Annotated in this window: 23 protein-coding genes; all 23 read left to right on the top strand. The window is 40.6% G+C overall.

Annotation, left to right across the window (positions count from 1 at the left end):
• The first annotated feature begins 5 nt into the window (after positions 1–5).
• The 23 genes from BO18_RS29305 (at position 6) to BO18_RS33805 (ending at position 25,055) form a co-directional block, all read left to right on the top strand.
• The gene (locus tag BO18_RS29305) at positions 6–368 is read left to right on the top strand and encodes an Asp23/Gls24 family envelope stress response protein (protein WP_034452237.1); all 363 of its coding nucleotides are present in this window, start codon (positions 6–8) and stop codon (positions 366–368) included.
• A 28-nt stretch (positions 369–396) separates the two neighbouring features.
• Complete coding sequence (locus BO18_RS29300; RefSeq protein ID WP_034452235.1) at positions 397–2,178, top strand: DAK2 domain-containing protein; 1,782 nt, start codon at positions 397–399, stop codon at positions 2,176–2,178.
• Between the two features lie 54 nt (positions 2,179–2,232).
• The gene (gene recG, locus BO18_RS29295; RefSeq protein ID WP_034452233.1) at positions 2,233–4,302 is read left to right on the top strand and encodes an ATP-dependent DNA helicase RecG; all 2,070 of its coding nucleotides are present in this window, start codon (positions 2,233–2,235) and stop codon (positions 4,300–4,302) included.
• Between the two features lie 67 nt (positions 4,303–4,369).
• Positions 4,370–5,239, top strand: coding sequence for a DegV family protein (locus BO18_RS29290; RefSeq protein WP_034452571.1), 870 nt, complete (start codon positions 4,370–4,372; stop codon positions 5,237–5,239).
• A gap of 35 nt (positions 5,240–5,274) precedes the next feature.
• Complete coding sequence (locus BO18_RS29285) at positions 5,275–7,197, top strand: DNA gyrase/topoisomerase IV subunit B (protein WP_034452231.1); 1,923 nt, start codon at positions 5,275–5,277, stop codon at positions 7,195–7,197.
• A gap of 181 nt (positions 7,198–7,378) precedes the next feature.
• Positions 7,379–9,616 carry a DNA gyrase/topoisomerase IV subunit A gene (locus BO18_RS29280; protein WP_066738519.1) on the top strand — a complete coding sequence of 746 codons (2,238 nt, stop codon included), beginning with the start codon at positions 7,379–7,381 and terminating at the stop codon, positions 9,614–9,616.
• Complete coding sequence (gene rsmD, locus BO18_RS29275; RefSeq protein WP_034452229.1) at positions 9,613–10,167, top strand: 16S rRNA (guanine(966)-N(2))-methyltransferase RsmD; 555 nt, start codon at positions 9,613–9,615, stop codon at positions 10,165–10,167. Before BO18_RS29280 ends, rsmD begins: the two co-directional genes overlap by 4 nt.
• 1 nt (position 10,168) lies before the next feature.
• Positions 10,169–10,654 (top strand): pantetheine-phosphate adenylyltransferase, encoded by a 486-nt coding sequence (gene coaD / locus BO18_RS29270; protein WP_034452227.1) that lies wholly within the window; start codon positions 10,169–10,171, stop codon positions 10,652–10,654.
• Between the two features lie 18 nt (positions 10,655–10,672).
• On the top strand, positions 10,673–11,374 hold the full coding sequence (locus BO18_RS29265) for a hypothetical protein (protein ID WP_034452225.1): 702 nt from the start codon (positions 10,673–10,675) through the stop codon (positions 11,372–11,374).
• Between the two features lie 64 nt (positions 11,375–11,438).
• Entirely contained in the window at positions 11,439–12,500 is a 1,062-nt protein-coding gene (locus BO18_RS33810; RefSeq protein ID WP_051689294.1) for an N-acetylmuramoyl-L-alanine amidase family protein, read from the top strand.
• Between the two features lie 12 nt (positions 12,501–12,512).
• On the top strand, positions 12,513–13,241 hold the full coding sequence (locus tag BO18_RS29255; RefSeq protein WP_034452224.1) for a pseudouridine synthase: 729 nt from the start codon (positions 12,513–12,515) through the stop codon (positions 13,239–13,241).
• A gap of 8 nt (positions 13,242–13,249) precedes the next feature.
• Positions 13,250–13,906: an HAD family hydrolase gene (locus tag BO18_RS29250; RefSeq protein WP_034452222.1), complete on the top strand. Its 657-nt coding sequence runs from the start codon at positions 13,250–13,252 to the stop codon at positions 13,904–13,906.
• Positions 13,906–14,508, top strand: a complete 603-nt coding sequence (locus BO18_RS29245) for a hypothetical protein (protein WP_034452221.1) — start codon at positions 13,906–13,908, stop codon at positions 14,506–14,508. The genes BO18_RS29250 and BO18_RS29245 overlap by 1 nt, the downstream gene beginning before the upstream one ends.
• Before the next feature lie 10 nt (positions 14,509–14,518).
• Positions 14,519–15,493, top strand: a complete 975-nt coding sequence (locus BO18_RS29240) for an RluA family pseudouridine synthase (protein ID WP_034452219.1) — start codon at positions 14,519–14,521, stop codon at positions 15,491–15,493.
• A gap of 10 nt (positions 15,494–15,503) precedes the next feature.
• Positions 15,504–16,043, top strand: coding sequence for a Holliday junction resolvase RecU (locus BO18_RS29235; protein ID WP_034452218.1), 540 nt, complete (start codon positions 15,504–15,506; stop codon positions 16,041–16,043).
• Positions 16,044–16,134: 91 nt separating this feature from the next.
• On the top strand, positions 16,135–17,250 hold the full coding sequence (gene hisZ, locus BO18_RS29230) for an ATP phosphoribosyltransferase regulatory subunit (protein WP_034452216.1): 1,116 nt from the start codon (positions 16,135–16,137) through the stop codon (positions 17,248–17,250).
• Between the two features lie 12 nt (positions 17,251–17,262).
• A complete protein-coding gene (gene hisG / locus BO18_RS29225) occupies positions 17,263–17,901 on the top strand; it encodes an ATP phosphoribosyltransferase (protein WP_034452215.1) in 639 nt (212 codons plus the stop codon).
• Position 17,902: 1 nt separating this feature from the next.
• The gene (hisD, locus tag BO18_RS29220) at positions 17,903–19,192 is read left to right on the top strand and encodes a histidinol dehydrogenase (RefSeq protein WP_034452214.1); all 1,290 of its coding nucleotides are present in this window, start codon (positions 17,903–17,905) and stop codon (positions 19,190–19,192) included.
• A gap of 183 nt (positions 19,193–19,375) precedes the next feature.
• On the top strand, positions 19,376–19,966 hold the full coding sequence (gene hisB, locus BO18_RS29215; protein ID WP_034452213.1) for an imidazoleglycerol-phosphate dehydratase HisB: 591 nt from the start codon (positions 19,376–19,378) through the stop codon (positions 19,964–19,966).
• A gap of 1 nt (position 19,967) precedes the next feature.
• A complete protein-coding gene (gene hisIE / locus BO18_RS34580) occupies positions 19,968–21,263 on the top strand; it encodes a bifunctional phosphoribosyl-AMP cyclohydrolase/phosphoribosyl-ATP diphosphatase HisIE (RefSeq protein WP_081861328.1) in 1,296 nt (431 codons plus the stop codon).
• 10 nt (positions 21,264–21,273) lie between these two features.
• Positions 21,274–23,154: a TIGR03960 family B12-binding radical SAM protein gene (locus BO18_RS29205; RefSeq protein WP_034452210.1), complete on the top strand. Its 1,881-nt coding sequence runs from the start codon at positions 21,274–21,276 to the stop codon at positions 23,152–23,154.
• A complete protein-coding gene (locus BO18_RS29200; RefSeq protein ID WP_051689293.1) occupies positions 23,147–23,875 on the top strand; it encodes a TIGR03936 family radical SAM-associated protein in 729 nt (242 codons plus the stop codon). The genes BO18_RS29205 and BO18_RS29200 overlap by 8 nt, the downstream gene beginning before the upstream one ends.
• Positions 23,868–25,055, top strand: coding sequence for a ribonuclease E/G (locus BO18_RS33805; protein WP_051689292.1), 1,188 nt, complete (start codon positions 23,868–23,870; stop codon positions 25,053–25,055). Before BO18_RS29200 ends, BO18_RS33805 begins: the two co-directional genes overlap by 8 nt.
• The last annotated feature ends 69 nt before the right edge of the window (positions 25,056–25,124 follow it).

Here is a 25,124-nt window from a genome sequence, read left to right as displayed (position 1 = left end):
CAAATATGAAGGCTTCTTCTATGAACACTCACATGGGAAATATTTCTATAGATAATGAAGTTATTGCCCAGTATGCCGGTGCAGTTGCAATGGAGTGCTTCGGAATAGTAGGAATGGCAAATGTCAATGTTAAGGATGGTCTTGTCAGCCTGCTTAAGCTTGATACCATGACAAGAGGTATCAATGTTACCCTGGATCAGAACAACAAGCTGAAACTTGATTTTCATGTAATCGTTGCTTATGGCGTAAGTATCTCAGCTGTATGTGATAACCTTATTGATAACGTTAAATATAAAGTAGAAGAATTTACGGGGCTTGAAATCGAAAAGATTAACATCTATGTCGAAGGCGTCCGTGTCATTGATTGATCGATTTTGAGTTCAGGAGGATTTTGTTTTGAGTAATAATGCTATTGACGCTAAGATGCTTGCTAAGATGTTCCTTAGCGGAGCTAAGAATCTTGATGCCAAGAAAGAATGGATTAACGAGTTAAACGTGTTCCCTGTTCCTGATGGAGATACAGGTACTAACATGACAATGACTATCATGTCAGCTGCCAAGGAAGTACAGAATCTTGGGGATTCAACTGATATGGGAGCTATCTGTAAGGCTATTTCATCAGGTTCCCTTCGTGGAGCCAGAGGAAATTCCGGAGTTATTCTTTCACAGCTCCTTAGAGGATTTACCAAGGTTGTTAAGGAACATGAAACAGTTTCAGTAAGAATCCTTGCAGAAGCTTTTGAGAAGGCTGTTGAGACTGCATATAAGGCAGTTATGAAGCCAAAGGAAGGAACAATCCTTACAGTCGCCAAGGGCGCAAGTGAAAAGGCTCATGAGCTTTATATGGAAGGTTGTGATGACATCGCTAAATTCTGTGAAGATGTTATCAGCTATGCAGAGGAGGTTCTTGCTAAGACTCCCGATATGCTTCCTGTTCTTAAACAGGCTGGTGTAGTTGATTCAGGCGGACAGGGACTTGTACAGGTTCTTAAGGGAGCAAGGGATGGATTCCTCGGAAAAGAAATAGATCTTTCTATTACAGATGAGGATGTAACTCCCGGTGCAAGAGCATCAGCAAAAGAGACTACTCAGGAAACTGACATCAAGTTTGGTTACTGTACTGAGTTCATAGTTCTTTTAAATAAACCTCTTAATGTAAAGCAGGAGATCGACTTCAAGGGCTTCCTTGAGTCAATCGGCGACAGTATCGTAATGGTAGCTGACGATGAGATCTGTAAGGTCCATGTTCATTCAAATGATCCGGGACTTGCTATCCAGAGAGCTCTCATGTATGGTCAGCTTTCAAATATGAAGATTGATAACATGTGGATGGAGCACAGAGAAAAGCTCTTCCATGAGAACTCTGACGGCTCCTGGTCTGAGATCCAGACAGAGATCAACGGAGCAGCTGAGCTTACACCTACTTATTCAGCAGGAGATGATATTCCTCTTGGGGATAAGGTTGAGATGAATGATGCAGAGGAAGAAGTTCCTGTTGGACCAAGGAAGGATGTTGGATTCGTAACTGTATGTGCAGGATCAGGACTTGCTGATATCTTCAGGGGCCTTGGCGTTGATTATGTCATTGAAGGCGGTCAGACCATGAACCCAAGTACTGCAGACATCCTTGATGCAGTTGATAAGGTCAATGCTGATACAGTAATCGTTCTTCCTAATAATAAGAACATCATTCTCGCAGCTAACCAGGCAGCTATTATGTCTGAAGACAGTGAGGATGGAAAGAAGATCGTTGTAGTTCCTTCAAAGACTGTACCACAGGGTATCACAGCAATCATTAACTTCGTTCCTGATGCTCCTTTGGATGGAAATATCGAGGCTATGACAGAGTCTCTTTCAACTGTTTCAACTGGAGAGGTTACATACGCTGTAAGAGATACAGTTATTGACGATGTAACTATAAAGCAGGGCGATTATATGGGAATCGGCGACAAGGGAATCCTTGGTGTTGGTTCTGATATCTCTGATGTGACCTTTGATATGCTTGAGAAAATGATGAATGATGATCTTGAGCTCATAAGCGTCTACTACGGAGATGAAGTTGATGAGAAGGATGCAGAGAGCCTTAGAGACAGGATCTCAGATCGCTTCCCACAGTGCGATGTTGAACTTCAGTTTGGTGGACAGCCAATTTACTATTACATAGTTTCTGCAGAATAAAACATATTAAAAGCCGGGCAATTTAGTCCGGCTTTAACTTTAGGGGTATTTGTTTTGGGGAAAAGAGAACTTGATGAAAGCATAATTGAACTAAAGGGCATAGGGGAAAAGACCGGTAAGCTCTTTAATAAACTTGGAGTATATAGCTGTGGCGATCTTCTAAGTTATTACCCAAGGGGCTATGATCTTTTTGATGCCCCTTTAAAAGCCTGTGACCTTAAAGAGAATGTTATCTGTGCTGTAAAGCTGACAATAATCGGCAATGTGACAAAAAGGCGTGTCAGAAACCTTTCAATTGTAGCTTTTGAAGCTGCGGATGATACAGGAATGGTGAAAATGGCATATTTTAACGCGCCTTATCTTGCGTCATCCTTAAAGAGTGGAACTACCCATATCTTTAGAGGAATGGTCAGGAAAAAAGGAAATTTCTTTTCCATGGATCACCCCAAGATGTATAAGATCGAGGAATATGCTGCTCTTATGGGGCATCTTCTTCCAAGATATCCTCTTACTAAGGGACTTACAAACAATACTGTTATGAAGGCTGTTGAAAAAGCCTTTCTAAATGTGGGGACCATAGAGGAATTTGTTCCCGGTGATGTTCTTTCAAGGCTTGGACTTATGGATTATTCAAGGGCTCTTAAGGCTGTTCATTTTCCTGACAATGGTTCCATGCTTGAGGATGCCAGAAGAAGGCTTGCTTATAATGAATTTCTTTTGTTTGTTATAAAGCTAAGACTTCTTAAACAGACCCAGGAAGAAGCCAAAAACGAAAACCCGATGATCGAAGTTGCAGATGTGACAAGACTTTTGGAACAGCTTCCTTATAAGCTTACAGGTGCTCAGCTTCGGGCATTTGATGATATTAAAGCCGATCTTTCCGGTGACTATGTCATGAACAGGCTTATCCAGGGTGATGTAGGCAGCGGAAAAACCATTCTTGCATTTATGGCTCTTTTAATGTGTGCTGCCAACGGATATCAGGGAGCAATGATGGCTCCTACGGAGGTTTTGGCAGCCCAGCATTTTGAGAGCTTTAAGAAATTGATAAAGGATTATAATCTGACAAGTCTTAAACCAGCTCTTTTAACAGGAGCTCTTTCTGCAAAAGATAAAAGGGAAGTTCAAAGGCAAATATCCGAGGGCGAAGTAAACTGTATCATTGGTACAAATGCACTGATACAGGAAAAGGTTATATATAAGAATCTTGCTCTGGTTGTGACTGATGAGCAGCACAGATTCGGTGTCAGGCAAAGAGGGGCCCTGGCTGGTAAGGGGCTTAGCTGCCATGTGCTTGCCATGAGTGCAACTCCGATTCCAAGGACTTTGGCCATTATTCTCTATGGAGATCTGCATATTTCCTTAGTTGATGAGATGCCGAAGGGAAGACTTCCTATAAAGAACTGCGTTGTTGGAACTTCCTACAGGCCTACAGCTTACAAATTCATAAATGACCAGATCCAGGCCGGAAGACAGTGCTATGTCATCTGCCCAATGATAGAGGAAGGGGAGCTTGATGGTGTTGAGAATGTTACAGACTATACTCATATGCTCAAGGCCACACTTCCGGAAATGGTGAATGTAGCTATGCTCCACGGTAAGATGAAGCCAAAAGAGAAAGATGAAATAATGGAGGCCTTTGCCAGAAAAGATATTGATGTTCTGGTTTCCACAACAGTTATAGAAGTGGGTATCAACGTTCCTAATGCTACTGTAATGATGATAGAAAACTCCGAAAGATTCGGCCTTTCTCAGCTCCATCAGTTAAGGGGAAGAGTTGGAAGAGGAAATGAGCAGTCATACTGTATATTCATTAATACCTCAGATGACGAGGAAACCAAAAAGCGTCTTGATGTTATGAATAAAACAAATGATGGCTTTAAGATTGCAGAGGAAGATCTTAAGATGAGAGGCCCGGGAGATCTGTTTGGAGTCAGGCAAAGTGGTGAGCTTTCCTTCAGGCTTGGAGATATTTACCATGACTCTGATCTGGTCAAGGAATCAGCTATGGATGCAGACAGGATTTTGTCATCAGACCCTGAACTGGCCCTTCCACAACATGCTGTGCTGAGGGAACTTATAGCCACAAAATCTGCAAATTCAGTTGACACTGCGACCTTATAAAATTAAAATGTTTTTAGTTAATTAGGTAGAAAATAGGAGGAGTGTCGGCGTTCGCCGGCCTATGGACATGTCTAAGATTGCTATTATTACCGACAGTAACAGTGGAATTACACAAAAGCAGGGTGAAGAGCTTGGGATTTTTGTTGTTCCCATGCCCTTTATGATAAACGGTCAGGATTTCTTTGAAGATATCAATCTGACTCAGGCTGAGTTCTATGAAAAGCTTGCTGAGGACGCTGATGTTTCCACAAGCCAGCCTTCACCAGACTCCCTTATGACTATGTGGGATAAGGTTTTAAAGGAGTATGACCAGATTATTTATATTCCTATGAGCAGCGGACTTTCAGGCTCATGTCAGAGTGCACATATGATAGCTTCTGAGGAGTATGAAGGTAAAGTTTTTGTGGTTGATAACCAGAGAATTTCTGTAACCCAGAGACAGTCTGCACTGGACGCCAAGGAAATGGCTGATGCCGGTTTATCTGCCCAGGAGATTGTAGATAAGCTTATGGAGAATAAGATGGAATCCAGCATCTACATCATGCTTGATACTCTCCATTATCTTAAGAAGGGCGGTAGGATCACTCCTGCAGCAGCTGCCCTTGGAACGCTTTTAAGGCTTAAACCTGTTTTGCAGATACAGGGTGAGAAGCTTGATGCTTTTGCTAAGGCCAGGACCACTGCTCAGGGAAAGAGCATTATGATAAATGCCATTAAGGCTGATATAGAGAACAGATTCGGTGGAATGGAAGCCGGAGATTTCTGGATTGCCGGAGCATATACCAACAATCTTGATGCTGCATTAGAGTGGAAGAAAGAAGTTGAGGAAGCATTCCCGGGACATGAAATGCATCTGGATCCGCTTTCTCTTTCTGTGGGATGCCACATTGGACCAGGGTCTCTGGCTGTGACCATTACCAGGAAGGTCCATTTTTGATCTAATTTTAAAGAAGTTTTGAAGGGGTTATATAAATGTCAGTACAGCAACAATATGATGCTTCCAGTATCACAGTCCTTGAAGGACTTGAGGCGGTTCGTAAGCGCCCTGGAATGTATATAGGCAGTGTTACAACAAGGGGACTTAACCATCTGGTTTATGAGATTGTTGATAATGCTGTTGATGAACATCTTGCTGGATTCTGTTCCAGGATCCACGTTACGCTTGAAGCCGATGGCTCTGCTACAGTAGAGGATAACGGCCGAGGCATTCCTGTTGGTATGCACGCTAAAGGAATAACAGCAGAGCGTGTAGTTCTTACCATGCTCCATGCAGGCGGAAAATTTGATAATAATGCTTATAAGACCAGCGGAGGCTTACACGGTGTAGGTTCCTCCGTTGTTAATGCGCTGTCAACAAGGATGAGCGTCAGAGTTAAGAAGGACGGCTTTATTTATGAGGATGCTTACGAGAGAGGTATACCGACTGTAAAGCTGGAAAATGGTCTTTTACCTGCTGTTGGCACAACCAAAGAGACAGGAACAACTATCAATTTCCTTCCTGATGACACTATTTTTGAAAAGACAAGATTCAAGGAGGAGGATATTAAGTCCAGGCTTCATGAGACTTCTTACCTGAATCCTTCTCTTACTATTATTTTTGAAGATAAAAGACCCGGAGTTGAGGAATATATTGAATTCCATGAACCTGATGGTATTACCGGGTTTATCAGGGACATGAACAAGTCAAAAGAGCCTGTTCACGATGTTATTTCTTTTTCCGGTGAGAGTGAGGGTGTTGAGGTTGAGATTGCCTTCCAGTATGTGAATGAATTCCATGAGGAAGTGTTGGGCTTTTGTAATAACATCTATAATGCTGAAGGTGGTACACATCTTACAGGCTTTAAGACCATGTTTACCAACGTCATCAATCAGTATGCCAGAGAACTTGGTATCTTGAAGGACAAAGACGTTAACTTTACCGGTACCGATGTAAGAAACGGCATGACAGCCGTTGTTTCTATCAAGCATCCGGATCCTAGATTTGAGGGACAGACAAAGACCAAGCTGGATAATCAGGATGCAGCCAAGATTGTATCCAAGATAACTGGTGATGAGGTCACAAGATACTTTGACAGAAACCTTGAGACACTTAAGGCTGTCATTGGCTGTGCTGAAAAGGCTGCCAAGATCCGTAAAACAGAAGAAAAAGCAAAGACAAACATGCTTACCAAGCAGAAGTATTCCTTTGATTCAAATGGTAAGCTTGCTAACTGTATCAGTAAAGACTCTTCAAAGTGTGAGATCTTTATCGTAGAGGGAGATTCCGCCGGTGGCTCAGCTAAGATGGCAAGAGACAGAAACTACCAGGCTATTCTTCCTATCAGAGGTAAGATCCTTAACGTAGAAAAGGCTAGTATTGATAAGGTTTTGGCAAATGCAGAGATCAAGACTATGATCAACGCTTTTGGTTGTGGATTTTCTGAAGGCTACGGCAATGACTTTGATATCAACAAGCTTCGCTATGACAAGATAATTATCATGGCCGATGCGGACGTAGACGGTGAGCATATTTCAACCCTTCTTTTGACTCTATTCTACAGATTTATGCCGGAGCTTATTTATCAGGGACATGTATATCTTGCTATGCCTCCTCTTTATAAGGCAATTCCTGCAAGAGGTAAGGAAGAGTACCTGTATGATGATGTGGCTCTTTCTAAGTACCGTAAGACCCACAAGAGTGCGTTTACGCTTCAGAGATACAAGGGTCTTGGTGAGATGGACCCTGAACAGCTTTGGGAGACCACTCTTGACCCTGAGCGCCGCCTTCTTAAGCTTGTGGAGATAGAGGATGCTAAGATGGCTTCTCAGATGACTGAGCTTTTGATGGGTGTTGATGTTCCACCTAGAAGAGAGTTTATCCATCAGCATGCAACTGATGCTGAACTTGACGTATAAAGGGATTCAAGTTCACAGAATTTTTCGCTCGCGATAAATATTCTGTGAACTTGAAGACCGAACGAACATAAGGAAAAAAGATGCGTGAAGAATGAACGCATCGATTTCCGCATGTCCGTCGGATTTCGAGAGCACAGCGGAGAAATCCGTTATACGTCAATATTTGAAAGGGATTAATATAATGGAAGATAGAATTATACGAACCGAATATTCTGATATCATGCAGAAGTCTTTCATTGACTATGCCATGAGCGTAATCATTGCAAGAGCTCTTCCTGATATCAGAGACGGCCTTAAGCCTGTTCAGAGAAGAACCCTCTACGATATGTATGAACTGGGTATCAGATATGACAGGCCCTATAGAAAGAGTGCAAGAATAGTGGGTGATACCATGGGTAAATATCATCCCCATGGTGACAGCTCTATCTACGATTGTCTTGTAGTAATGACACAGGATTTCAAGAAGGCTATTCCTCTTGTTGATGGTCACGGAAACTTTGGTAATATCGAAGGCGACGGCGCAGCTGCCATGCGTTATACCGAAGCAAGACTTTCCAAGATCACTCAGGAAAACTTCCTTGAGGACCTTGATAAAAACGTGGTAGATTTTCTGCCTAACTTTGATGAGACTGAAAAAGAGCCATCAGTTCTGCCTGTAAAGATACCTAACTTTTTGGTAAACGGTTCTGAAGGTATTGCGGTAGGCATGGCCACAAGCACACCTCCACACAATCTTTCAGAGGTTATAGATGCAGAGATTGCCTATATTCAGGATGACTCACTTACCACAAAAGACCTTATGAGATATATCAAGGGACCTGATTTTCCTACCGGTGGTATTGTTATCAATAAGGATGAGCTATTAGACATCTACGAAACCGGTGCTGGTAAGATTAAGATCCGTGGTAAAGTAGAAACTGAAAAGGGCAAGAATGGACACATTAATCTTGTTATCACCGAGATACCTTACACCATGATCGGTATGGGTATCGGTAAATTCATGTCTGATGTGGCTGAGCTTGCTGAAAAGAAGATCACAAACGATATTGTTGATATTTCAAACCAGTCTTCAAAGGAAGGTATCCGTATTGTTATCGAGCTCAAAAAGGATACTGATGTAGAGAACTTCACAAATCTCCTTTATAAGAAGACCAAGCTGGAGGATACCTTCGGTGTAAATATGCTGGCAATTGATAACGGAAGACCTGAGACCATGTCTCTTCGTGAGATCATGAGAGCTGTCGCAGACTTCCAGTTTGAAGTGACCACCAGAAAGTACCAGACCCTTCTTAAACAGGAGCTGGACAAGAAAGAAATCCAGGAAGGTCTTATTAAGGCCTGCAATGTTATTGATCTGGTAATCGAGATCCTCAGAGGCTCTAAGGACAGACAGATGGCAAAAGACTGTCTGGTTAACGGAAATACTGAAGGCATTAACTTCAAATCCAGAGAATCAAAGGCAATGGCGTCACAGCTTCTTTTCACTGAGCCACAGGCTGATGCAATTCTCAATATGAGATTATACAAACTCATTGGCCTTGAGCTTGAGGCTCTTATCAAAGAGCATGAGCAGACAGTTGCAAACATCTATAAATATGAGGATATTCTTGACAGCCATGAGTCTATGTCAATGGTTATCGTAAATGACCTTACAAAGATCAAGAAAGAGTACCAGAAACCAAGGAAAACTCTTATTGAAAACCGCGAGACGGCTGTTTATGAGGAAAAGCCTGTCGAGGAAATGGATGTGGCATTTATCATGGACAGATTTGGATATGCTAAGACCATAGATGTTAACACCTACGAGAAGAATAAGGAGACCATTGAGGCAGAATTCAAGTACTCCTTTATCATGAAGAATACAGGTAAAGTATGCTTCTTTACCAATACCGGTAACCTTCATACTGTTAAGGCAATGGATCTTCCTCAGGCTAAAATGAGGGATAAGGGTGTTCCCATCGACAATGTCAGCAACTTTGACACAGCTAAAGAGACTATTGTTCTTGCTGCCAGCCAGTCAGACCTTAATCTTTACAGAATTCTCTTTACCACCAAGACTTCTATGATGAAGGTTGTCGACGGCGGTGAATTTGATGTTTCTAAGAGGACTGTAGCTGCTACTAAGCTTTTGGATGGGGATGAGGTTGTAAATGTGGAAATTCTCCACACCCAGAAGACCGTTGTCCTTCGCTCCAATGATGGTTTCTTCTTGAGGTTCCTTGTGGATACAGTTCCCGAGAAGAAGAAGGCAGCTGTTGGCGTAAGAGGAATGCGCCTTGGAAAGAACGATTATATAAGAGATGTATTTTACTTAAATGACATGGAGGAGAAGTCCGTAGAACACAACGGAAAAGAGCTTCACCTCGGACATCTTAAGATAACCAGCAGAGATACAAAGGGAACAAAGGTGAGAGTATGAGAGTAATAGCAGGTTCTGCAAGAAGACTTCGTCTCGTTACGCCTGAGGGCAACGACACTAGGCCAACCCAGGACAGGATAAAAGAGACTCTGTTTAATATGATACAGAATCAGGTTCCTGGAGCGGTTTTCATCGACCTTTTTGCGGGAAGTGGCGGAATTGGAATAGAGGCTCTTTCAAGAGGAGCTAGTAAGGCATATTTCATTGAAAATGCTCAGGTTGCCTACAAATGCATATTGGAGAACCTTAAGACTACACATTTTGAGGACGTCTCTACAGTTCTCAAGCAGGATGTGGTTCTTGGGCTTCGTAACATTAAGGAGAAGGAAGCTGATATAATCTTTATAGATCCTCCTTATCATGGTGAGCTTTACGAGAGAACTCTTTCTCAGCTTTCTGAAATGCCCTACGTTACAGAGAATACTATGATCATTGTGGAAAGTACAAAGGATTTCGATATGTCTTTTGCTGAGGACTATGGCTTCGAGATCAGGAGAGTCAAGGAATACAAGACTAATAAGCATGTGTTCTTATACAGAAAGGTAAACTGATATGAAAATTGCTGTTTATCCCGGAAGCTTTGATCCGGTTACTTACGGTCATCTGGATATAATCAGGCGTGCATCTTCAATGTTCGATGAGCTGATTGTAGCTGTAATGTGCAATTCCGCTAAAACTCCATTGTTTACGCTTGATGAACGTGTTAAAATGTTAAAAGAGTCAGTGAAAGACCTTAGCAATGTAAGGATAGAGTCTTTTAGTGGCCTTTTAATTGATTATTGTAAAGAAAATGATATTCATATTGTTATCAGAGGCCTCAGAGCTATCACTGATTTTGAGTACGAGCTTCAGATTGCACAGACCAACAAGGAACTGTCACATGATCAGGTGGATACAGTATTCCTGACTACTAATCTGAAGTATTCTTACCTTAGCAGCTCAGTTGTAAAAGAAATAGCAAGCTACAAAGGGGATATAACACCTTGTGTTTCAGATTTTGTAGCTGATGCTCTTTATAAGAAATATGAATCGAAATAAAGTCAGGGGGACTTAAAAATGACCAGCAGAATTGAACAACTGATTGACGAGATCGAGACTTATATCGACAACTGTAAGCCACAGCCTCTTTCCCAGACCAAGATCATTGTTAATAAAGAGGAGATCGACGAGCTTCTTCGTGAACTTAGAAGCAAGACTCCTGAAGAGATAAAGAGATATCAGAAGATCATTAGCAACAAGGAAGCTATCCTTAATGACGCCCGTAAGAAGGCTCAGGAACTCATAGATGAAGCTACAGTTCACACAAACGAGCTTATCAATGAGCATGAAATCATGCAGCAGGCTTATGCACAGGCCAATGAAGTTGTTTCTCAGGCTGCAATGCAGGCAAAGGGCATTCTTGATAATGCCATGATGGAAGCAAATGATATGAAGGCTGCAGCTGTTCAGTATACAGATCAGCTCCTTGCAGATGTTGAATCTATTATTTCACAGTCTATTGACGCAACCAGCAAGCACAACGATGAGATCATCGAGTCTGTTAAGCAGAACAGCATCAATATTGTTAAAGAGGTTGCTCAGAATAATGACAGTATTCTCTCAGCGCTTACACAGTACAGTGAGATAATCAAATCTAACAGAGCAGATCTTAAGCAGAGTGCAACTGCCACAACAACAGCCTCTGTTCCTACTGAACCTGCTGATGACGGAAACGCCGGTGGCGAAGCTGAGTCTTTAAATCTTGATATGTTAAACTGATATGCTACGACTTTTTGAGCTGCCGCTTTTGCGACAGCTCTTTAACTTATTTTTCGGAGGGGTTATGAAAAAGTATTTTTGTCTATTTCTATCTGCAATAGTCCTTACTATGTCTATAGTTCTTTTCCCTGAAAATAGCATGACTGTGAAAGCAGCCAACAAAACCGTAAATATTGTAATTGATCCCGGTCATGGGGGAACTGGGGATAAGAATCTTGGAGCTCAGTATAACGGACTTTCAGAAAAAGAACTGACACTTCAGGTTGCAAATGCTTTAAAAGCTGAGCTGGAAAAATATGACAACGTTAATGTCTATATGACAAGAACCACAGATACACTTGTCTCTTTAGAAGACAGGGCTAAATATGCCAAGAGCGTAAATGCTGATTTTGTGTACAGTATCCACTTTAATGCTTCTGCCGGTCATGATTTCTACGGTTCAGAGGTCTGGACTTCAGCCTTTGGTAACGGGTACATGATGGGATATAACTTTGGACAGATTGTTGGTGCTGAATGGAATGCACTTGGTCTGTATCAGAAGGGCACAAAGTCTAAGGTCGGAGGCTCAGGAAAGGATTACTACGGCATCATAAGGCACTGCGTAGCAAGGCAGATACCATGCGTAATCTTAGAGCATGCTTACCTTGACCATGGTTATGATGTTCCTAAAGTAAAGAGTGATGGGTTCCTTGCTAAGCTTGGTGCTGCTGATGCAACAGCCATAGCCAAGTATTTTAAACTGAAATCATCAGTTACAGGAGCTGATTATTCAAATTATTCCTATGCCTCGGTTAAAAAGCCTTCAGGCACTATGTACCAGGATGAGACAGAGCCAGAAACCTGCGAGATCAAGGTGCTTTCCACCGATCCTGCCAGCGGAAATGTCCTTGTGGAAATGACTGCTAAGGACAACCAGAGCCCAGTTATCTATTTCAGCTACAGCTATGACGGAGGCAAAAATTTCTGCTACCTGCAGATGTGGGACAGAAGCAAGACCACCCAGTCTTTTAATGTAAAAGTTCCATCAGGAACCACAAACCCTACAATTGTCTGCAGGTGCTACAACAACTATGAAAAGGTAGCACAGAGTAATGCTGTACCGGTTACAAGCACCTTCAAATATTAAGGGATAAAGCCATTGAGACTTGATAAATTCTTAGGGGACCAGAATATTGGTACCAGAAAACAGATAAAAGAATACATAAAAAACGGCCGCTGTCATGTCAACGGAGAGGTAGCAACCAAGCCAGATGTACATATCAACGAAGATACGGATATCATCACCTTTGACGGTGTAGAGCTTACATATAGCCGTTTTCATTACTATATGTTAAATAAACCTGTTGGCGTGGTTTCTGCTACCAGGGATGGCAAGAATGAGACTGTTTTGGATCTTCTTGCTTCTGAGAACGTCAAGGGCTTAAGTCCCTGCGGAAGGTTAGATATTGATACGGAAGGTTTACTTCTTTTAACTGATGACGGAGATCTTATCCATAAACTGTTATCTCCCAAGAAGCATGTTGATAAGGTTTATGAAGCCCATTTGGCAAAAGAGCTGTCACAGGACGATATAGATAGACTTGAAAAGGGCCTTGATATCGGTGATACCAACGATGATGGAAGTATAAAGATGACACTTCCGGCAAAGGTTGAAGTTCTTTCCCCTGACAGCGAAGGCAGACCTGTGATACATCTTATTATCCATGAAGGCAGATTCCATCAGGTTAAGAGAATGTTGGAAGCTGTTGATAATGAGGTTTTATTTTTGAAAAGACTCTCAATGGGAAGCTTAAAACTTCCTTCGGACCTTCCTTGTGGAGAGTACAGGCCTCTTACTTTGGAAGAAATAAATGAATTAAAGAATTAGGTTTTTCTATGAATAATGAATTTTTAAATGATTTTGAAGCAGTTATATTTGACCTGGATGGTTCACTGGTTGATTCCATGTGGATGTGGAAGGCAATCGACATTGAATACCTTCAAGGCTTTGGGATAGAGCCTCCAAAGAACCTCCAAAAGGAGATTGGTGGAAGGAGCTTTGTAGAGACAGCTCATTATTTTAAAGAGAGATTTGGCATCGAGGATTCTGTCGAAAAGATTGGTGACGACTGGAATAAAATGGCCTGGGATAAGTACACAAATGAAGTCCCTTTAAAGGAAGGTGCCTTTGAGTTCTTATCCGAGTGCGAAAAGAAATCCATCAAACTTGGCATAGCTTCCAGCAATTCCAAGGAACTGATAGAACAGGTCCTTTCTTCCCATAATATAAAGGAGCGATTTGTCAGTATCAAATCAGGTACCGAGATCCTAAAGGGAAAGCCTGCTCCTGATGTTTATCTGGCTGTTGCAAAAGAGCTTGATGTTGCACCGGAGAAATGCCTTGTTTTTGAGGACCTGGTTGATGGGATAAAAGCGGGTAAAAATGCCGGAATGACTGTCGTAGCTGTTAGCGACGACTACTCAATGCACAGTGATGATCTCAAAAGAGAGCTTGCAGACTATTATATAGAAGATTATTGGGGATTTATCTAATGAAGAAGAAATATAAGGGTGAGTTTGGTTATATCAGCTACAGAAAGAATGTGGCTATCATTAGGACAGCAATCTGCCTACTTATTGTGGTTGGTTTATTTGTTACAGGTCTTATTATGTACGGCTCCCAGAAAAATGTCCTTAGCATCATTGCGGCTCTTGGCTGCCTCCCTACAGGCTGGAGCGCAGTAAATATGATAATGTTTTTGAGGGCAAAAGCTTGTCGGGAGAGTGATTTTAATAAAATTGAGGAAGCTAAAGGCGGACTTCTTATTCATTACGATCATGTGATCACTTCATATGATAAAAACTTCAATGTTGCAGCCTCAACTGTACTTGATAAGAATATCTGTTGTTACACTTCAGATCATAGCTATGATACCGTTGATCTGGAGAAGCACATAAAGAAAATGATGGCCCAGAGCGGTTATTCTTCTTATAGTATTAAGGTTTTTGACAAGCTTGATGCTTTTTTGGATAGGCTATCCCAACTTGAAAAACTCAGGGATGAAAAAGGTATTGATCCGGCAGCAATTGAAGATGCCTGGGTTCCCGGGACAACCCAGACCCCTGCATCAGTTCTTTTATCAATATCTCTGTAAGGTATTTATTATGAAAGAAATCACTATTGGAGCAAATGAAGAGGGTAAGAGACTGGATTCCTTTTTGAAATCCTATCTTAAAGAGGCTTCCGGAAGTTTTATCTACAAAATGCTTCGAAAGAAGAATATTACCCTCAATAATAAAAAGGCAGACGGAAAAGAAAAGCTATCTAGCGGAGATTCCATTAAGCTTTTCTTTTCAGATGAAACCTTTGAAAAGTTCCGAGGTCAAAAGGAAAGTTCCGGATTCAAAAATCTGGGAGATGCCCTCAAGACCTTCGGGGAATTTCCTGTTGTTTTTGAAGATGACAATATTGTTCTAGTGAATAAGCCCTGGGGTGTACTTTCTCAAAGGGCAAGTCAGGATGACCTTAGCCTTAATGAATGGCTCATAGATTATCTTTATGATAAAGGGGAGCTTACAAAAGAATCCCTATCTACCTATAGGCCATCTATCTGCAACAGGCTTGATAGGAATACCAGTGGACTTATTATCTGCGCAAAGACACTTATAGGCGCAAGGAAAATGAATGAGATAATAAAGGACAGATCCGTAGAAAAGTACTACAGGACCATAGTTACAGGCAGGATTAAGGACGGGCTGTCTTTAAAAGGTTTTCTTAAAAAGGACGAGAAAACCAATAAGGTTACAATAAAAGATAAGGATCCTAAGGATGATTCTTATTCCTATATTGAGACTGAGTATGAACCTGTTGAGTACATTAAAGACACGGATCTGACTCTTTTAGAGGTTAAGCTTGTAACAGGCAAACCCCACCAGATAAGGGCGCATTTAGCCAGTATAGGTCATCCAATTATTGGAGATGTGAAGTACGGCGGAAAGAAAATAAAGGGGCTAAATACACAGCTCCTTCACAGCTATCGACTGGTTTTTCCGGACAATATGGGAGAGCCTTTTACTGATATAGAGGGAAGAGAATTTATAGCACAGCTTCCCGACAAATTCAAAGAATTCTTAGAATGAGAAGGTCGATATGCCTACATGGAAATCCAGGGGGCTTCGTGGATCTACATTAGAAGAGCTGATCAACAGGACCAATGAGAGATACCTGGAAATGGGTCTTGCTCTTATTCAGAAAATCCCCACACCAATTACACCAATTAACATAGAGAAGGAGACCAGGCATATCACCCTGGCTTATTTCGATCAGAAGAGTACCGTAGACTATATTGGCGCTGTACAGGGAATACCTGTATGTTTTGATGCCAAGGAATGTGCTTACGAGACTTTTACTCTTGAAAACATTCATCCCCATCAGGTTGCTTTCATGGAAAATTTTGAAAAGCAGGATGGCGTGGCCTTTTTCCTGATCTATTATACCGGACTTAATGAGTTTTATTATCTTCCCTACAGACAGCTGAAGATCTTTTGGGACAGAGCTGAAAACGGCGGAAGAAAGAGCTTTCGCCACGATGAGCTAGATGAAAAATATGTTATAAAATCTCCAGGTGATTCCGGGCTTCTAATTCCGTATCTGGATGCCCTTTCTATAGACCTTGAATCCAGAGAATAAATTGTTGACATGTATCTTGATATAATGTAAACTCTTCTCTATGATAACGAATTACCATATTAACACTGTACATTACTAAAGTGAGGTTTATATGAACAAAGTGTTATTACATACCCCGGACGGAGTAAGGGATATTTACGGATCAGAGTGCAGAGACAGGCTCATTATCACAGATAAGATCCATGACAAGATTAAGAGTTTTGGTTATGAGGATATTGATACTCCAACCTTTGAGTATTTTGATGTGTTTGCTGAAGAGATCAATACTTCTGATGCAAAAGAGCTTTACAAATTCTTTGATAAAGAAGGAAATACTTTAGTACTTAGACCTGATTTTACTCCTTCAATAGCAAGATGCGCTTCCAAAGTCATGCTGGAGGACGGAGAGGTAGTAAGAGTAGTTTATCAGGGCAAATCCTTCCTTAATACTTCTAATCTGCAGGGTAAGCTTAAAGAGAACTTCAACATCGGCGTAGAGCTTTATAATGACAATTCAGTTTATGCTGATGCTGAGATGATAGCTCTTTTAATAGAAAATCTTAAAGCTTCAGGACTTACAGATTTTCAGGTTAGTATCGGAGATGCTGATTATTATAAGGGAATCTGTGAAGTAGCAGGAATTGATGAAGAGACAGAATCTCTTATCAGGGAACAGATAGTTCAGAAGAACTATTTCGCTGCAGAGAATATCATGGCAGAAAGAGGCATTCCTGATAATTACAAGAACCTAATCGTAAAGGTTTCTGAATTTATTGGATCTGATGAAGCCCTTGATATGGCTGAAAAGGAAGTTACCAATGAGCGTTCGGTAAATGCTATTGCCAGGCTCAAAAGGTTGTACCAGGTTTTAAAAGAATACGGATGCAACCAGTATGTGTCTTTTGACCTGGGAATGCTCAGTAAATTCAATTATTACACAGGTGTCATTTTCAGCGCATACACTTACGGTGTTGGAGATGCCATTGCTAAGGGGGGGAGATACGACTCACTTCTCGGCAAGTATGGAAAGGAAGCTCCGGCTATTGGCTTCGTTATTATTCTTGATGATCTTATGTCTGCGCTTTACAGGCAGAATATTGAGATACAGCAGGAAGAAGCGGTAGTAACTCTTGAATATGATGAGAATAGCTTCTCAGATAAGTTATCAAAAGCTGCAAAACTTAGAAAAGAAGGCGCCAAAGTTGCCCTTTGTTATAAGAAGGGGTAAAGGGTGAATAATATGAGATATCTTACATTTGCACTTGGTAAGGGAAGACTTGTTAACTCTACCATGGAAATACTTAATAAATGCGGGATTGAATGCGAAGAGATCCTGGATAAGAAGACCAGAAAGCTTATTTTTACCAACGAAGAACTGAAGCTTAAGTTTTTCCTGGCAAAGGGGCCTGATGTTCCTACCTATGTTGAATATGGTGCTGCTGATATTGGAATAGTTGGCGCAGACACTATATTGGAAGAAAACAGAAGAGTATACGAAGTTCTGGACCTGGGCTTTGGAAAATGCAGAATGTGTGTCTGCGGACCTCATGAGGCAAAAGAGCTTTTGGAGCACAGAGAAATGATAAGAGTAGCCAGCAAATATCCCAATATTGCTAAAGACTACTTCTATAATAAAAAGCATCAGACAGTTGATATTATTAAGCTTAATGGATCTGTTGAACTTGGACCTATCGTAAACCTATCTGATGTTATTGTTGACATTGTTGAGACAGGCTCCACTTTAAGAGAAAACGGACTTGAAGTACTTGAAGAAATCTGTCCGTTATCTGCAAGAATGATTGTAAATCAGGTAAGCATGCAGATGGAAACAGAAAGGATCAGAAAACTGATTGCAGATATGAAGGAGAACCTTGGGTAATATGCGAACACTAAAACTCACTGAAGAAACTAAAAATGCACTTCTCGGAAATCTTCTCAACAGAAATCCCGGAAGTTATACAGAATATGAGAATACAGTAAATGAAATAATAAATGATATCCGTAAAAACGGTGATAAAGCTCTATTTGATTACACACTAAAGTTTGACAAATGTCAGCTTGATGCTACAAGCGTTAAGATAACCAGACAGGAGATAGAAGAGGCATATAAAGCACTTGATCCTGAATTTATTGAGGTTATGAAAAAGAGTGCTGAAAATATCAGAGCATTCCACGAGAAGCAAAAGCGTAACACTTGGATTGATACAAAAGAAGATGGCTCTATTCTTGGACAGCGTATCCTTCCTATTGAGATTTCGGGAGTTTATGTCCCTGGAGGAAAAGCAGCTTATCCATCCAGCGTTTTAATGAATGTTGTTCCTGCAAAGGTTGCAGGAGTTGAGAGGATTGTAATGTGCACACCTCCCGGAAAGGATGGAAAGGTTAATCCCGGAACCCTTGTAGCTGCTGATATAGCAGGTGTTACCGAAAGCTATAAGGTTGGTGGTGCACAGGCAATTGCAGCAATGGCTTTTGGTACAGAGTCTATCCCTAAGGTAGATAAGATCACAGGTCCCGGAAATATTTTTGTTGCACTTGCAAAAAAGGCTTGCTTTGGTCACGTTTCTATTGATTCCATTGCCGGTCCCAGCGAGATTCTGGTTTTGACAGATGATACAGCTAATCCAAGATTTGTTGCAGCAGATCTGCTTTCACAGGCTGAACATGATGAAATGGCAAGCGCAATTCTCATTACCACATCTCAGGACATTGCAGAAAAGGTATCAGATGAAATTGATGGATTTTTAAAGACCTTAAGCAGAGCTGAGATAATTAAAAAATCTTTGGATAACTATGGATATATCTTTGTGGCTGATAATATGGAGGATGCTATTGAAGCAGCTAATGCAGTTGCATCTGAACACCTTGAAATAATCACAAGGAACCCCTATGAGACAATGACCAAGATTAAAAATGCAGGCGCTATTTTCCTGGGGGATTATTCATCGGAACCTTTGGGTGATTACTTTGCAGGTCCTAACCACATACTTCCAACAAACAGAACTGCAAGGTTCTTTTCACCTCTTTCTGTTGATGATTTCATTAAGAAAACTAGTATTATTTCGTATTCACAACAGGCTTTATTAAATGTTCATAAGGACATCGAACTGTTTGCAGCCCAGGAAGGCTTGACTGCTCATGCAAATTCCATAGCAGTTCGGTTTGAGTGAATCAGTCGATGAGGTTGGCTTATGACTGTTATAGTCAATAAGCTTAAATTACATTTGTAATTAAATTTAATAATGTAAAAATTGCAAGTTAACTTTCTAAATTATATGTAAACTGCAAGTTTATACTATGTTTATAAACGTAAATCGCAATATTTAGGCTTAAATACTAAGGAGACACAAGTTATGGAAAAAAGAAGTGCGACAGTAGAGCGAAAAACGCAAGAAACAAACATAAAAGTTTCCATTAATCTTGATGGTAGTGGCGTTTCAAACATCTCTACAGGGATCGGTTTTTTCGACCACATGCTTCAGGGATTTGCAAAACATGGATTTTATGACATTGATGTCACTGTGTCTGGAGACATTGAGGTAGACGGTCATCACACTGTTGAAGATACCGGAATTGTACTTGGGCAGGCCATTGCAAAGGCGCTTGGGGACAAGAAAGGCATTAAGCGCTATGGTAGCATGATCTTACCAATGGATGAAACCTTAGTACTTTCAGCTGTTGATCTTTGTGGAAGACCTTATTTTTCTATGGATGCAGAGTTTGAAGCACCTATGGTCGGTGGATTTGACACCCAGCTTGTGAGAGAATTCTTTTATGCTGTATCTTATTCTGCAGCCATGAATTTACACCTTAAGGTTTTATCAGGATTAAATGATCATCACAAGATCGAAGCTCTTTTCAAGGCTTTTGCGAAAGCCCTGGATGAGGCAACTACCATCGATCCCAGAATAACAGATGTATTAAGCACAAAAGGAGCGCTTTAATATGGGCTTTTCAGGAAAAAGATTTATTGGTTCTGTTTATCTAAAAGATGAGAAGGTTGTCAAAAGTATTACTGATCAGCAGGTGATCTCTGAAGATCCTGTTGCTTTCGCTATAAAGCTTTCTGACTCCAATGTTGATGAAATATATGTATTTGATCTTTCTCCTTCTGGAGATGATGCTAAACACGAAAAGGCTCTTGATATGATCAAGGATATCTGCAAGGCTGTCGATGTTCCTGTTACCGGTGCCGGAAATGTTAAGCGTATGGAAGACATCAAAAAGCTTTTGTATGCCGGATGCAAACGTGGAAGTCTTAACTTTGAAAAGCCCGGAAATATTGAAATCCTTCAGGAAGTTTCTGAGAAGTTCGGCGAAGATAAGATTGTAATCTGTTACAGCAATCCTTCTGTACTTGAAGACAATAAAGAGGCTGTGGAGAAGTTTGGCTCAGAAATAGTTCTTTTCCCTAAGGACAATAATGACTTACAAAAGCCATCAATTGACCTGCCATTTTCCGTTTTAATTGACTCCATCCAGAATGAGCCTGATGAATTATTTGCCACTAATGATTTCATTGATGGAATTACTGGTAACATTATTAACGACAACTTCTCGAAAATTGACGCATATAAGCAGTCTCTCACAGATAAAGGCATTAAGATATGTGCCCTTGAACCTGCATTTTCCTGGGAAAGCCTTAAGAAGAATTCTGACGGTATGGTCCCTGTAATAGTTCAGGATTATAGGACTGATCAGGTTCTTATGCTGGCTTACATGAATAAAGAGGCTTATGAAAAGACTCTTTCAACAGGCAAGATGACTTATTTTAGCAGAAGCAGAAATCAGCTTTGGCTAAAGGGAGAGACAAGTTCTCATTTCCAGTATGTGAAAGCTCTTTATGCTGACTGTGACCTTGATACCATTCTTGCAAAGGTTAAACAGGTGGGAGCTGCTTGCCATACAGGAAGCTACTCTTGTTTCTTTAACGAGATTGCCAAGAAAGAATACAGCGAAAAGAATCCTCAGAAGGTTTTAGACAGCGTATACGAGGTTATAAAGGACAGAAAAGAGCATCCAAGAGAAGGCTCTTATACAAATTATCTCTACGAAAAAGGCATTGATAAGATCCTCAAAAAGGTTGGAGAAGAGGCTACAGAGATGGTTATAGCCGCTAAAAACCCAAATGATAATGAGGTTATTTACGAAATGTCAGATTTCCTGTATCATATGATGGTCCTTATGGCTGTCAAAAATGTCAGCTGGGAGGACATAACTGACGAACTGGCAAGACGATAAAGGAAACTCTATGAATACTAAATTAGCTTTATCAGATGAGACATTACTTAGCATCGAAAAGCCTGAGAGATATATAGGCAATGAGGTCAACTCTGTAACAAAGGATAAGTCACAGGTTGATATAAGATTTGCTTTTTGTTTCCCTGACGTTTACGAAATAGGCATGTCTCATCTGGGAATACAGATACTGTATGGAATGTTCAATTCTTACCCGGATGTTTGGTGTGAGCGTGTTTATTCTCCCTGGATGGATATGGATAAGCTCATGAGAGAAAAGAACATTCCTCTTTTTGCGCTTGAATCTCAGGATCCCGTGAAGGAATTCGACTTCCTTGGCTTTACCCTGCAGTATGAGATGTGCTATACAAACATACTTCAGGTCCTGGATCTTTCAGGTATTCCATTCCTTTCTGAAGAAAGAAATGAGAATGATCCGATCGTTATCGGTGGTGGCCCTTGTACCTATAATGCTGAACCAATAGCTGAGTTTTTTGATATCTTTTACGTAGGTGAGGGTGAAACAAGATACAGAGAACTTTTTGACCTGTACAAGGAATACAGGAAAGAAGGCTATTCCAGAAAAGAGTTTCTGCACAGGGTAGCCAAAATACCCGGAATGTATGTACCTTCTCTTTACAAGGTTGAATATAAGTCAGACTTTACAGTAGATAGCATCGCACCTGTTTATGATGATATACCTAAAAGAATAGAAAAAGAGCTTTGCACCGATCTTACAAATGCTTTTTATCCTACAAAACCAGTTGTTCCATACATTAAATGCACTCAGGACAGAATTGTCCTTGAGATCATGAGAGGCTGTATAAGAGGCTGCAGATTCTGTCAGGCAGGACAGCTCTATAAGCCTCTTCGCGAAAAGGATGTGGAGCATCTAAAAGAGATTGCTGTGGAAGCATTAAATAACACCGGATACGAAGAGATTTCACTTAGTTCCTTAAGTTCCAGTGATTATTCTAAACTTCCTGAACTCATCGATTTTTTGATAGACAGATGCAACGAGAAGAAAGTGAACATTTCACTGCCTTCCCTTCGTATCGATGCATTTTCCCTTGATGTAATGAGTAAGGTCCAGGATGTAAAAAAGAGCAGTCTTACCTTTGCGCCTGAGGCTGGAACCCAGAGAATGAGAGATGTTATAAATAAAGGTCTTACTGAGGAGGATATCCTTAGAGGATCCCACGAAGCGTTCCTGGGTGGTTGGAATAAAGTTAAGCTGTACTTCATGTTGGGACTTCCCACTGAGACAGATGAAGATATTCTTGGTATCGGTGATATCGCAAATAAGGTTGCTGTTGAGTATTTTGAGACAGTACCCAAGGAAAAGAGAAATGGAAGAACAATTGATATTGTTGCCAGCACCTCTTTCTTTGTTCCAAAGCCTTTTACACCATTCCAGTGGGCGCCAATGAATACAAAAGAGGAATTCCTGGATAAGGCTAATAAGACCCGAAAAGGAATCATGTCTCAGCTTAATCAGAAACATATCAAATATAACTGGCATGAAGCTGATGCCAGCATGATGGAGGGAATATTTGCAAGAGGTGACAGAAGGCTTTCAAAGGTTATCTTAAAGGCTTATGAGAAGGGGTGCATATACGACGCCTGGAGTGAGTACTTTGATTTTGCCAAGTGGATGGACACCTTCAAGGAATGTGATATAGATCCATTTTTCTACACAACCAGGGAAAGAACTGAGGATGAGTTGTTCCCTTGGGATATTATCGACTGTGGTGTAACTAAGGAATTCCTGCTTAGAGAGTGGAAAACAGCTCTGTCAGGCAAGCCCTCTACCAACTGCAGAAAGGGATGTCTTGGCTGTGGAGCAGCAGCTTACGGCGTAGGAGTATGTAAGGAAAGTAAATCCAATGATTAAATTACGTGTGAAATTTTCAAAGAATGGTCCTATTAAATTTATAGGCCATCTTGATGTAATGAGATATTTTCAAAAAGCAATAAGAAGAGCTGATGTGGATATAAAGTATTCAGAAGGCTTTTCTCCCCATCAGGTGTTATCTTTTGCGCAGCCTCTTTCTGTAGGGGCAACAAGTGATGGAGAATACCTTGATATGACTGTTAATTCCATGGTAAGTACTTCAGATATCATGAACAGACTTAATAACGTAATGAATGAGGGCATAGAGATTCTGGCTGTTGAAGAACTTCCTGAAAACGCCGATAAAGCAATGACCACTTCTTATGCAGCGAAGTACAAAGTAAGATTCAGGGATAGTCTTAAGCCATCTTTTGACTGGATTTCAGAAATGGAGAAGTATCTGGAGGCGGATAAGCTTCCGGCCATGAAAAAGACCAAGAGCGGCGAAAAAGAAATAGATATGAAGCACATGATATTTGATTATTCCTTCGACAGAGAAGATGATAGTGCAACATTTCTTTTGAGCATGAGCAGTGTAGAGACTCTTAAGATAGCTCTTTTGTTTGAATACTTCTTTAAGAGTCTTGGAGAAGAGTTTAATCCTTTGTCCCTTGCAATCCATAGAATTGATATATATACCTCCGGAATGGATGGGGATAAGCTCTATATTGAGCCTTTCATTCCGGGTGATGTGTCTGAAAGAGTATACATAAATGGCTGATATTCTCGTTTCAAAATACAATGATAATCCTGTAGTAGCCTGTTACATAGATGACAGGCTTGAACATCTTTCTGTCCTTCATGACTCTGACAGAGGTGATGTTTATCTATGCAGGGTTGAAAACATTGTAAAGAATATTAGTGCAGCCTTTGTCCGCTATGGTGATGGAAATACTGGATATGTGCCCTTTAAGAGCATCCTGAGTTCTAATGTGTGTAATCGAAAGATAGTATCTCCTGATGAAATAAGGCAGGGAGATGAAGTGATCCTTCAGGTTGAAACAGAAGCTCAAAAGCTCAAACAGGCTAAGCTTACCTCTTATATTTCTGTATCCGGAAAGTATTCAGTAATTACTCTAGGCAAAAAAGGACTAGGAGTCTCATTAAAGCTAACTTCCAATGTCAGAGATGAACTATCTTCTGAACTAAAAGAAACATATCAGGAGTTATCAAAGAATAAAAAATCGGAATTATTTGGCCAATCCTTTGGGGTAATTTTAAGGACGGAAATCCTAGATCTATTGAACTCAGGTGTTTCTAAGGAGGAACTATTAGATCTGGTTTATTCTGATATGTCCTGTAATCTTAAGGACCTTTCTACAATCCTAAAGAATGGAAGAACACGGACTTCATCATCCTGTCTTTATAAGCAGGAAAATGACACTTTGGATTCTCATATTACCAAAGCTAAGAATTTCCTTACTTTACAGGGGATTGAAGATGTTAATGTGATAAATGAATCCGTGGTTTATAGCATAAAGACTGATATCGAAAAGCTGATGCATCGTAAGATTTGGTTAAAAAGTGGTGCTTTTCTGATCATAGAACAGCTTGAGAGCTTTAATGCCATTGATGTTAACACCGGAAAAGCAATTTCAGGCAAAAAAGACATTATTAAAAAGGTGAACGAGGAAGCAGCTTTAGAGATAATGCGCCAGATTCGGCTTCGCAATCTTACCGGTATGATTCTTATTGATTTTATAAACATGAAAGATAAGGATGCAGTTGAAGATCTTTGTAATTATGTAAGGTCTCTTTGCAGGAAAGAAGCTGTACACACCCAGTTTATTGATATAACTGGATTGGGTATTGTTGAGCTTACCAGGAACAAAAACGATAAATCATTAAAAGAAATATTAGAAAATCACAATAATACTGTTGACAACATGATAGATGAATGATATTATACCATGGTATGCCGCTTAACTAGGCTTAAGTGGGTTTATCCCCGCCGAAGTTAGCGAGTTTTT

The sequence above is a fragment of the Butyrivibrio sp. AE2032 genome (assembly GCF_000702965.1).
Note: the sequence above shows the minus strand (reverse complement) of the source record. Positions and strands in the feature narration are given on the sequence as shown.

What these genes read in the sequence shown, in the direction of transcription:
- BO18_RS29305 (WP_034452237.1), top strand. Translation starts at nt 6, where the DNA reads ATGAAGGCTTCTTCTATGAACACTCACATGGGAAATATTTCTATAGAT.
- BO18_RS29290 (WP_034452571.1), top strand. Translation starts at nt 4,370, where the DNA reads ATGTCTAAGATTGCTATTATTACCGACAGTAACAGTGGAATTACACAA.
- BO18_RS29285 (WP_034452231.1), top strand. Translation starts at nt 5,275, where the DNA reads ATGTCAGTACAGCAACAATATGATGCTTCCAGTATCACAGTCCTTGAA.
- BO18_RS29280 (WP_066738519.1), top strand. Translation starts at nt 7,379, where the DNA reads ATGGAAGATAGAATTATACGAACCGAATATTCTGATATCATGCAGAAG.
- rsmD (WP_034452229.1), top strand. Translation starts at nt 9,613, where the DNA reads ATGAGAGTAATAGCAGGTTCTGCAAGAAGACTTCGTCTCGTTACGCCT.
- coaD (WP_034452227.1), top strand. Translation starts at nt 10,169, where the DNA reads ATGAAAATTGCTGTTTATCCCGGAAGCTTTGATCCGGTTACTTACGGT.
- BO18_RS29265 (WP_034452225.1), top strand. Translation starts at nt 10,673, where the DNA reads ATGACCAGCAGAATTGAACAACTGATTGACGAGATCGAGACTTATATC.
- BO18_RS33810 (WP_051689294.1), top strand. Translation starts at nt 11,439, where the DNA reads ATGAAAAAGTATTTTTGTCTATTTCTATCTGCAATAGTCCTTACTATG.
- BO18_RS29250 (WP_034452222.1), top strand. Translation starts at nt 13,250, where the DNA reads ATGAATAATGAATTTTTAAATGATTTTGAAGCAGTTATATTTGACCTG.
- BO18_RS29245 (WP_034452221.1), top strand. Translation starts at nt 13,906, where the DNA reads ATGAAGAAGAAATATAAGGGTGAGTTTGGTTATATCAGCTACAGAAAG.
- BO18_RS29240 (WP_034452219.1), top strand. Translation starts at nt 14,519, where the DNA reads ATGAAAGAAATCACTATTGGAGCAAATGAAGAGGGTAAGAGACTGGAT.
- BO18_RS29235 (WP_034452218.1), top strand. Translation starts at nt 15,504, where the DNA reads ATGCCTACATGGAAATCCAGGGGGCTTCGTGGATCTACATTAGAAGAG.
- hisZ (WP_034452216.1), top strand. Translation starts at nt 16,135, where the DNA reads ATGAACAAAGTGTTATTACATACCCCGGACGGAGTAAGGGATATTTAC.
- hisG (WP_034452215.1), top strand. Translation starts at nt 17,263, where the DNA reads ATGAGATATCTTACATTTGCACTTGGTAAGGGAAGACTTGTTAACTCT.
- hisD (WP_034452214.1), top strand. Translation starts at nt 17,903, where the DNA reads ATGCGAACACTAAAACTCACTGAAGAAACTAAAAATGCACTTCTCGGA.
- hisB (WP_034452213.1), top strand. Translation starts at nt 19,376, where the DNA reads ATGGAAAAAAGAAGTGCGACAGTAGAGCGAAAAACGCAAGAAACAAAC.
- hisIE (WP_081861328.1), top strand. Translation starts at nt 19,968, where the DNA reads ATGGGCTTTTCAGGAAAAAGATTTATTGGTTCTGTTTATCTAAAAGAT.
- BO18_RS29205 (WP_034452210.1), top strand. Translation starts at nt 21,274, where the DNA reads ATGAATACTAAATTAGCTTTATCAGATGAGACATTACTTAGCATCGAA.
- BO18_RS29200 (WP_051689293.1), top strand. Translation starts at nt 23,147, where the DNA reads ATGATTAAATTACGTGTGAAATTTTCAAAGAATGGTCCTATTAAATTT.
- BO18_RS33805 (WP_051689292.1), top strand. Translation starts at nt 23,868, where the DNA reads ATGGCTGATATTCTCGTTTCAAAATACAATGATAATCCTGTAGTAGCC.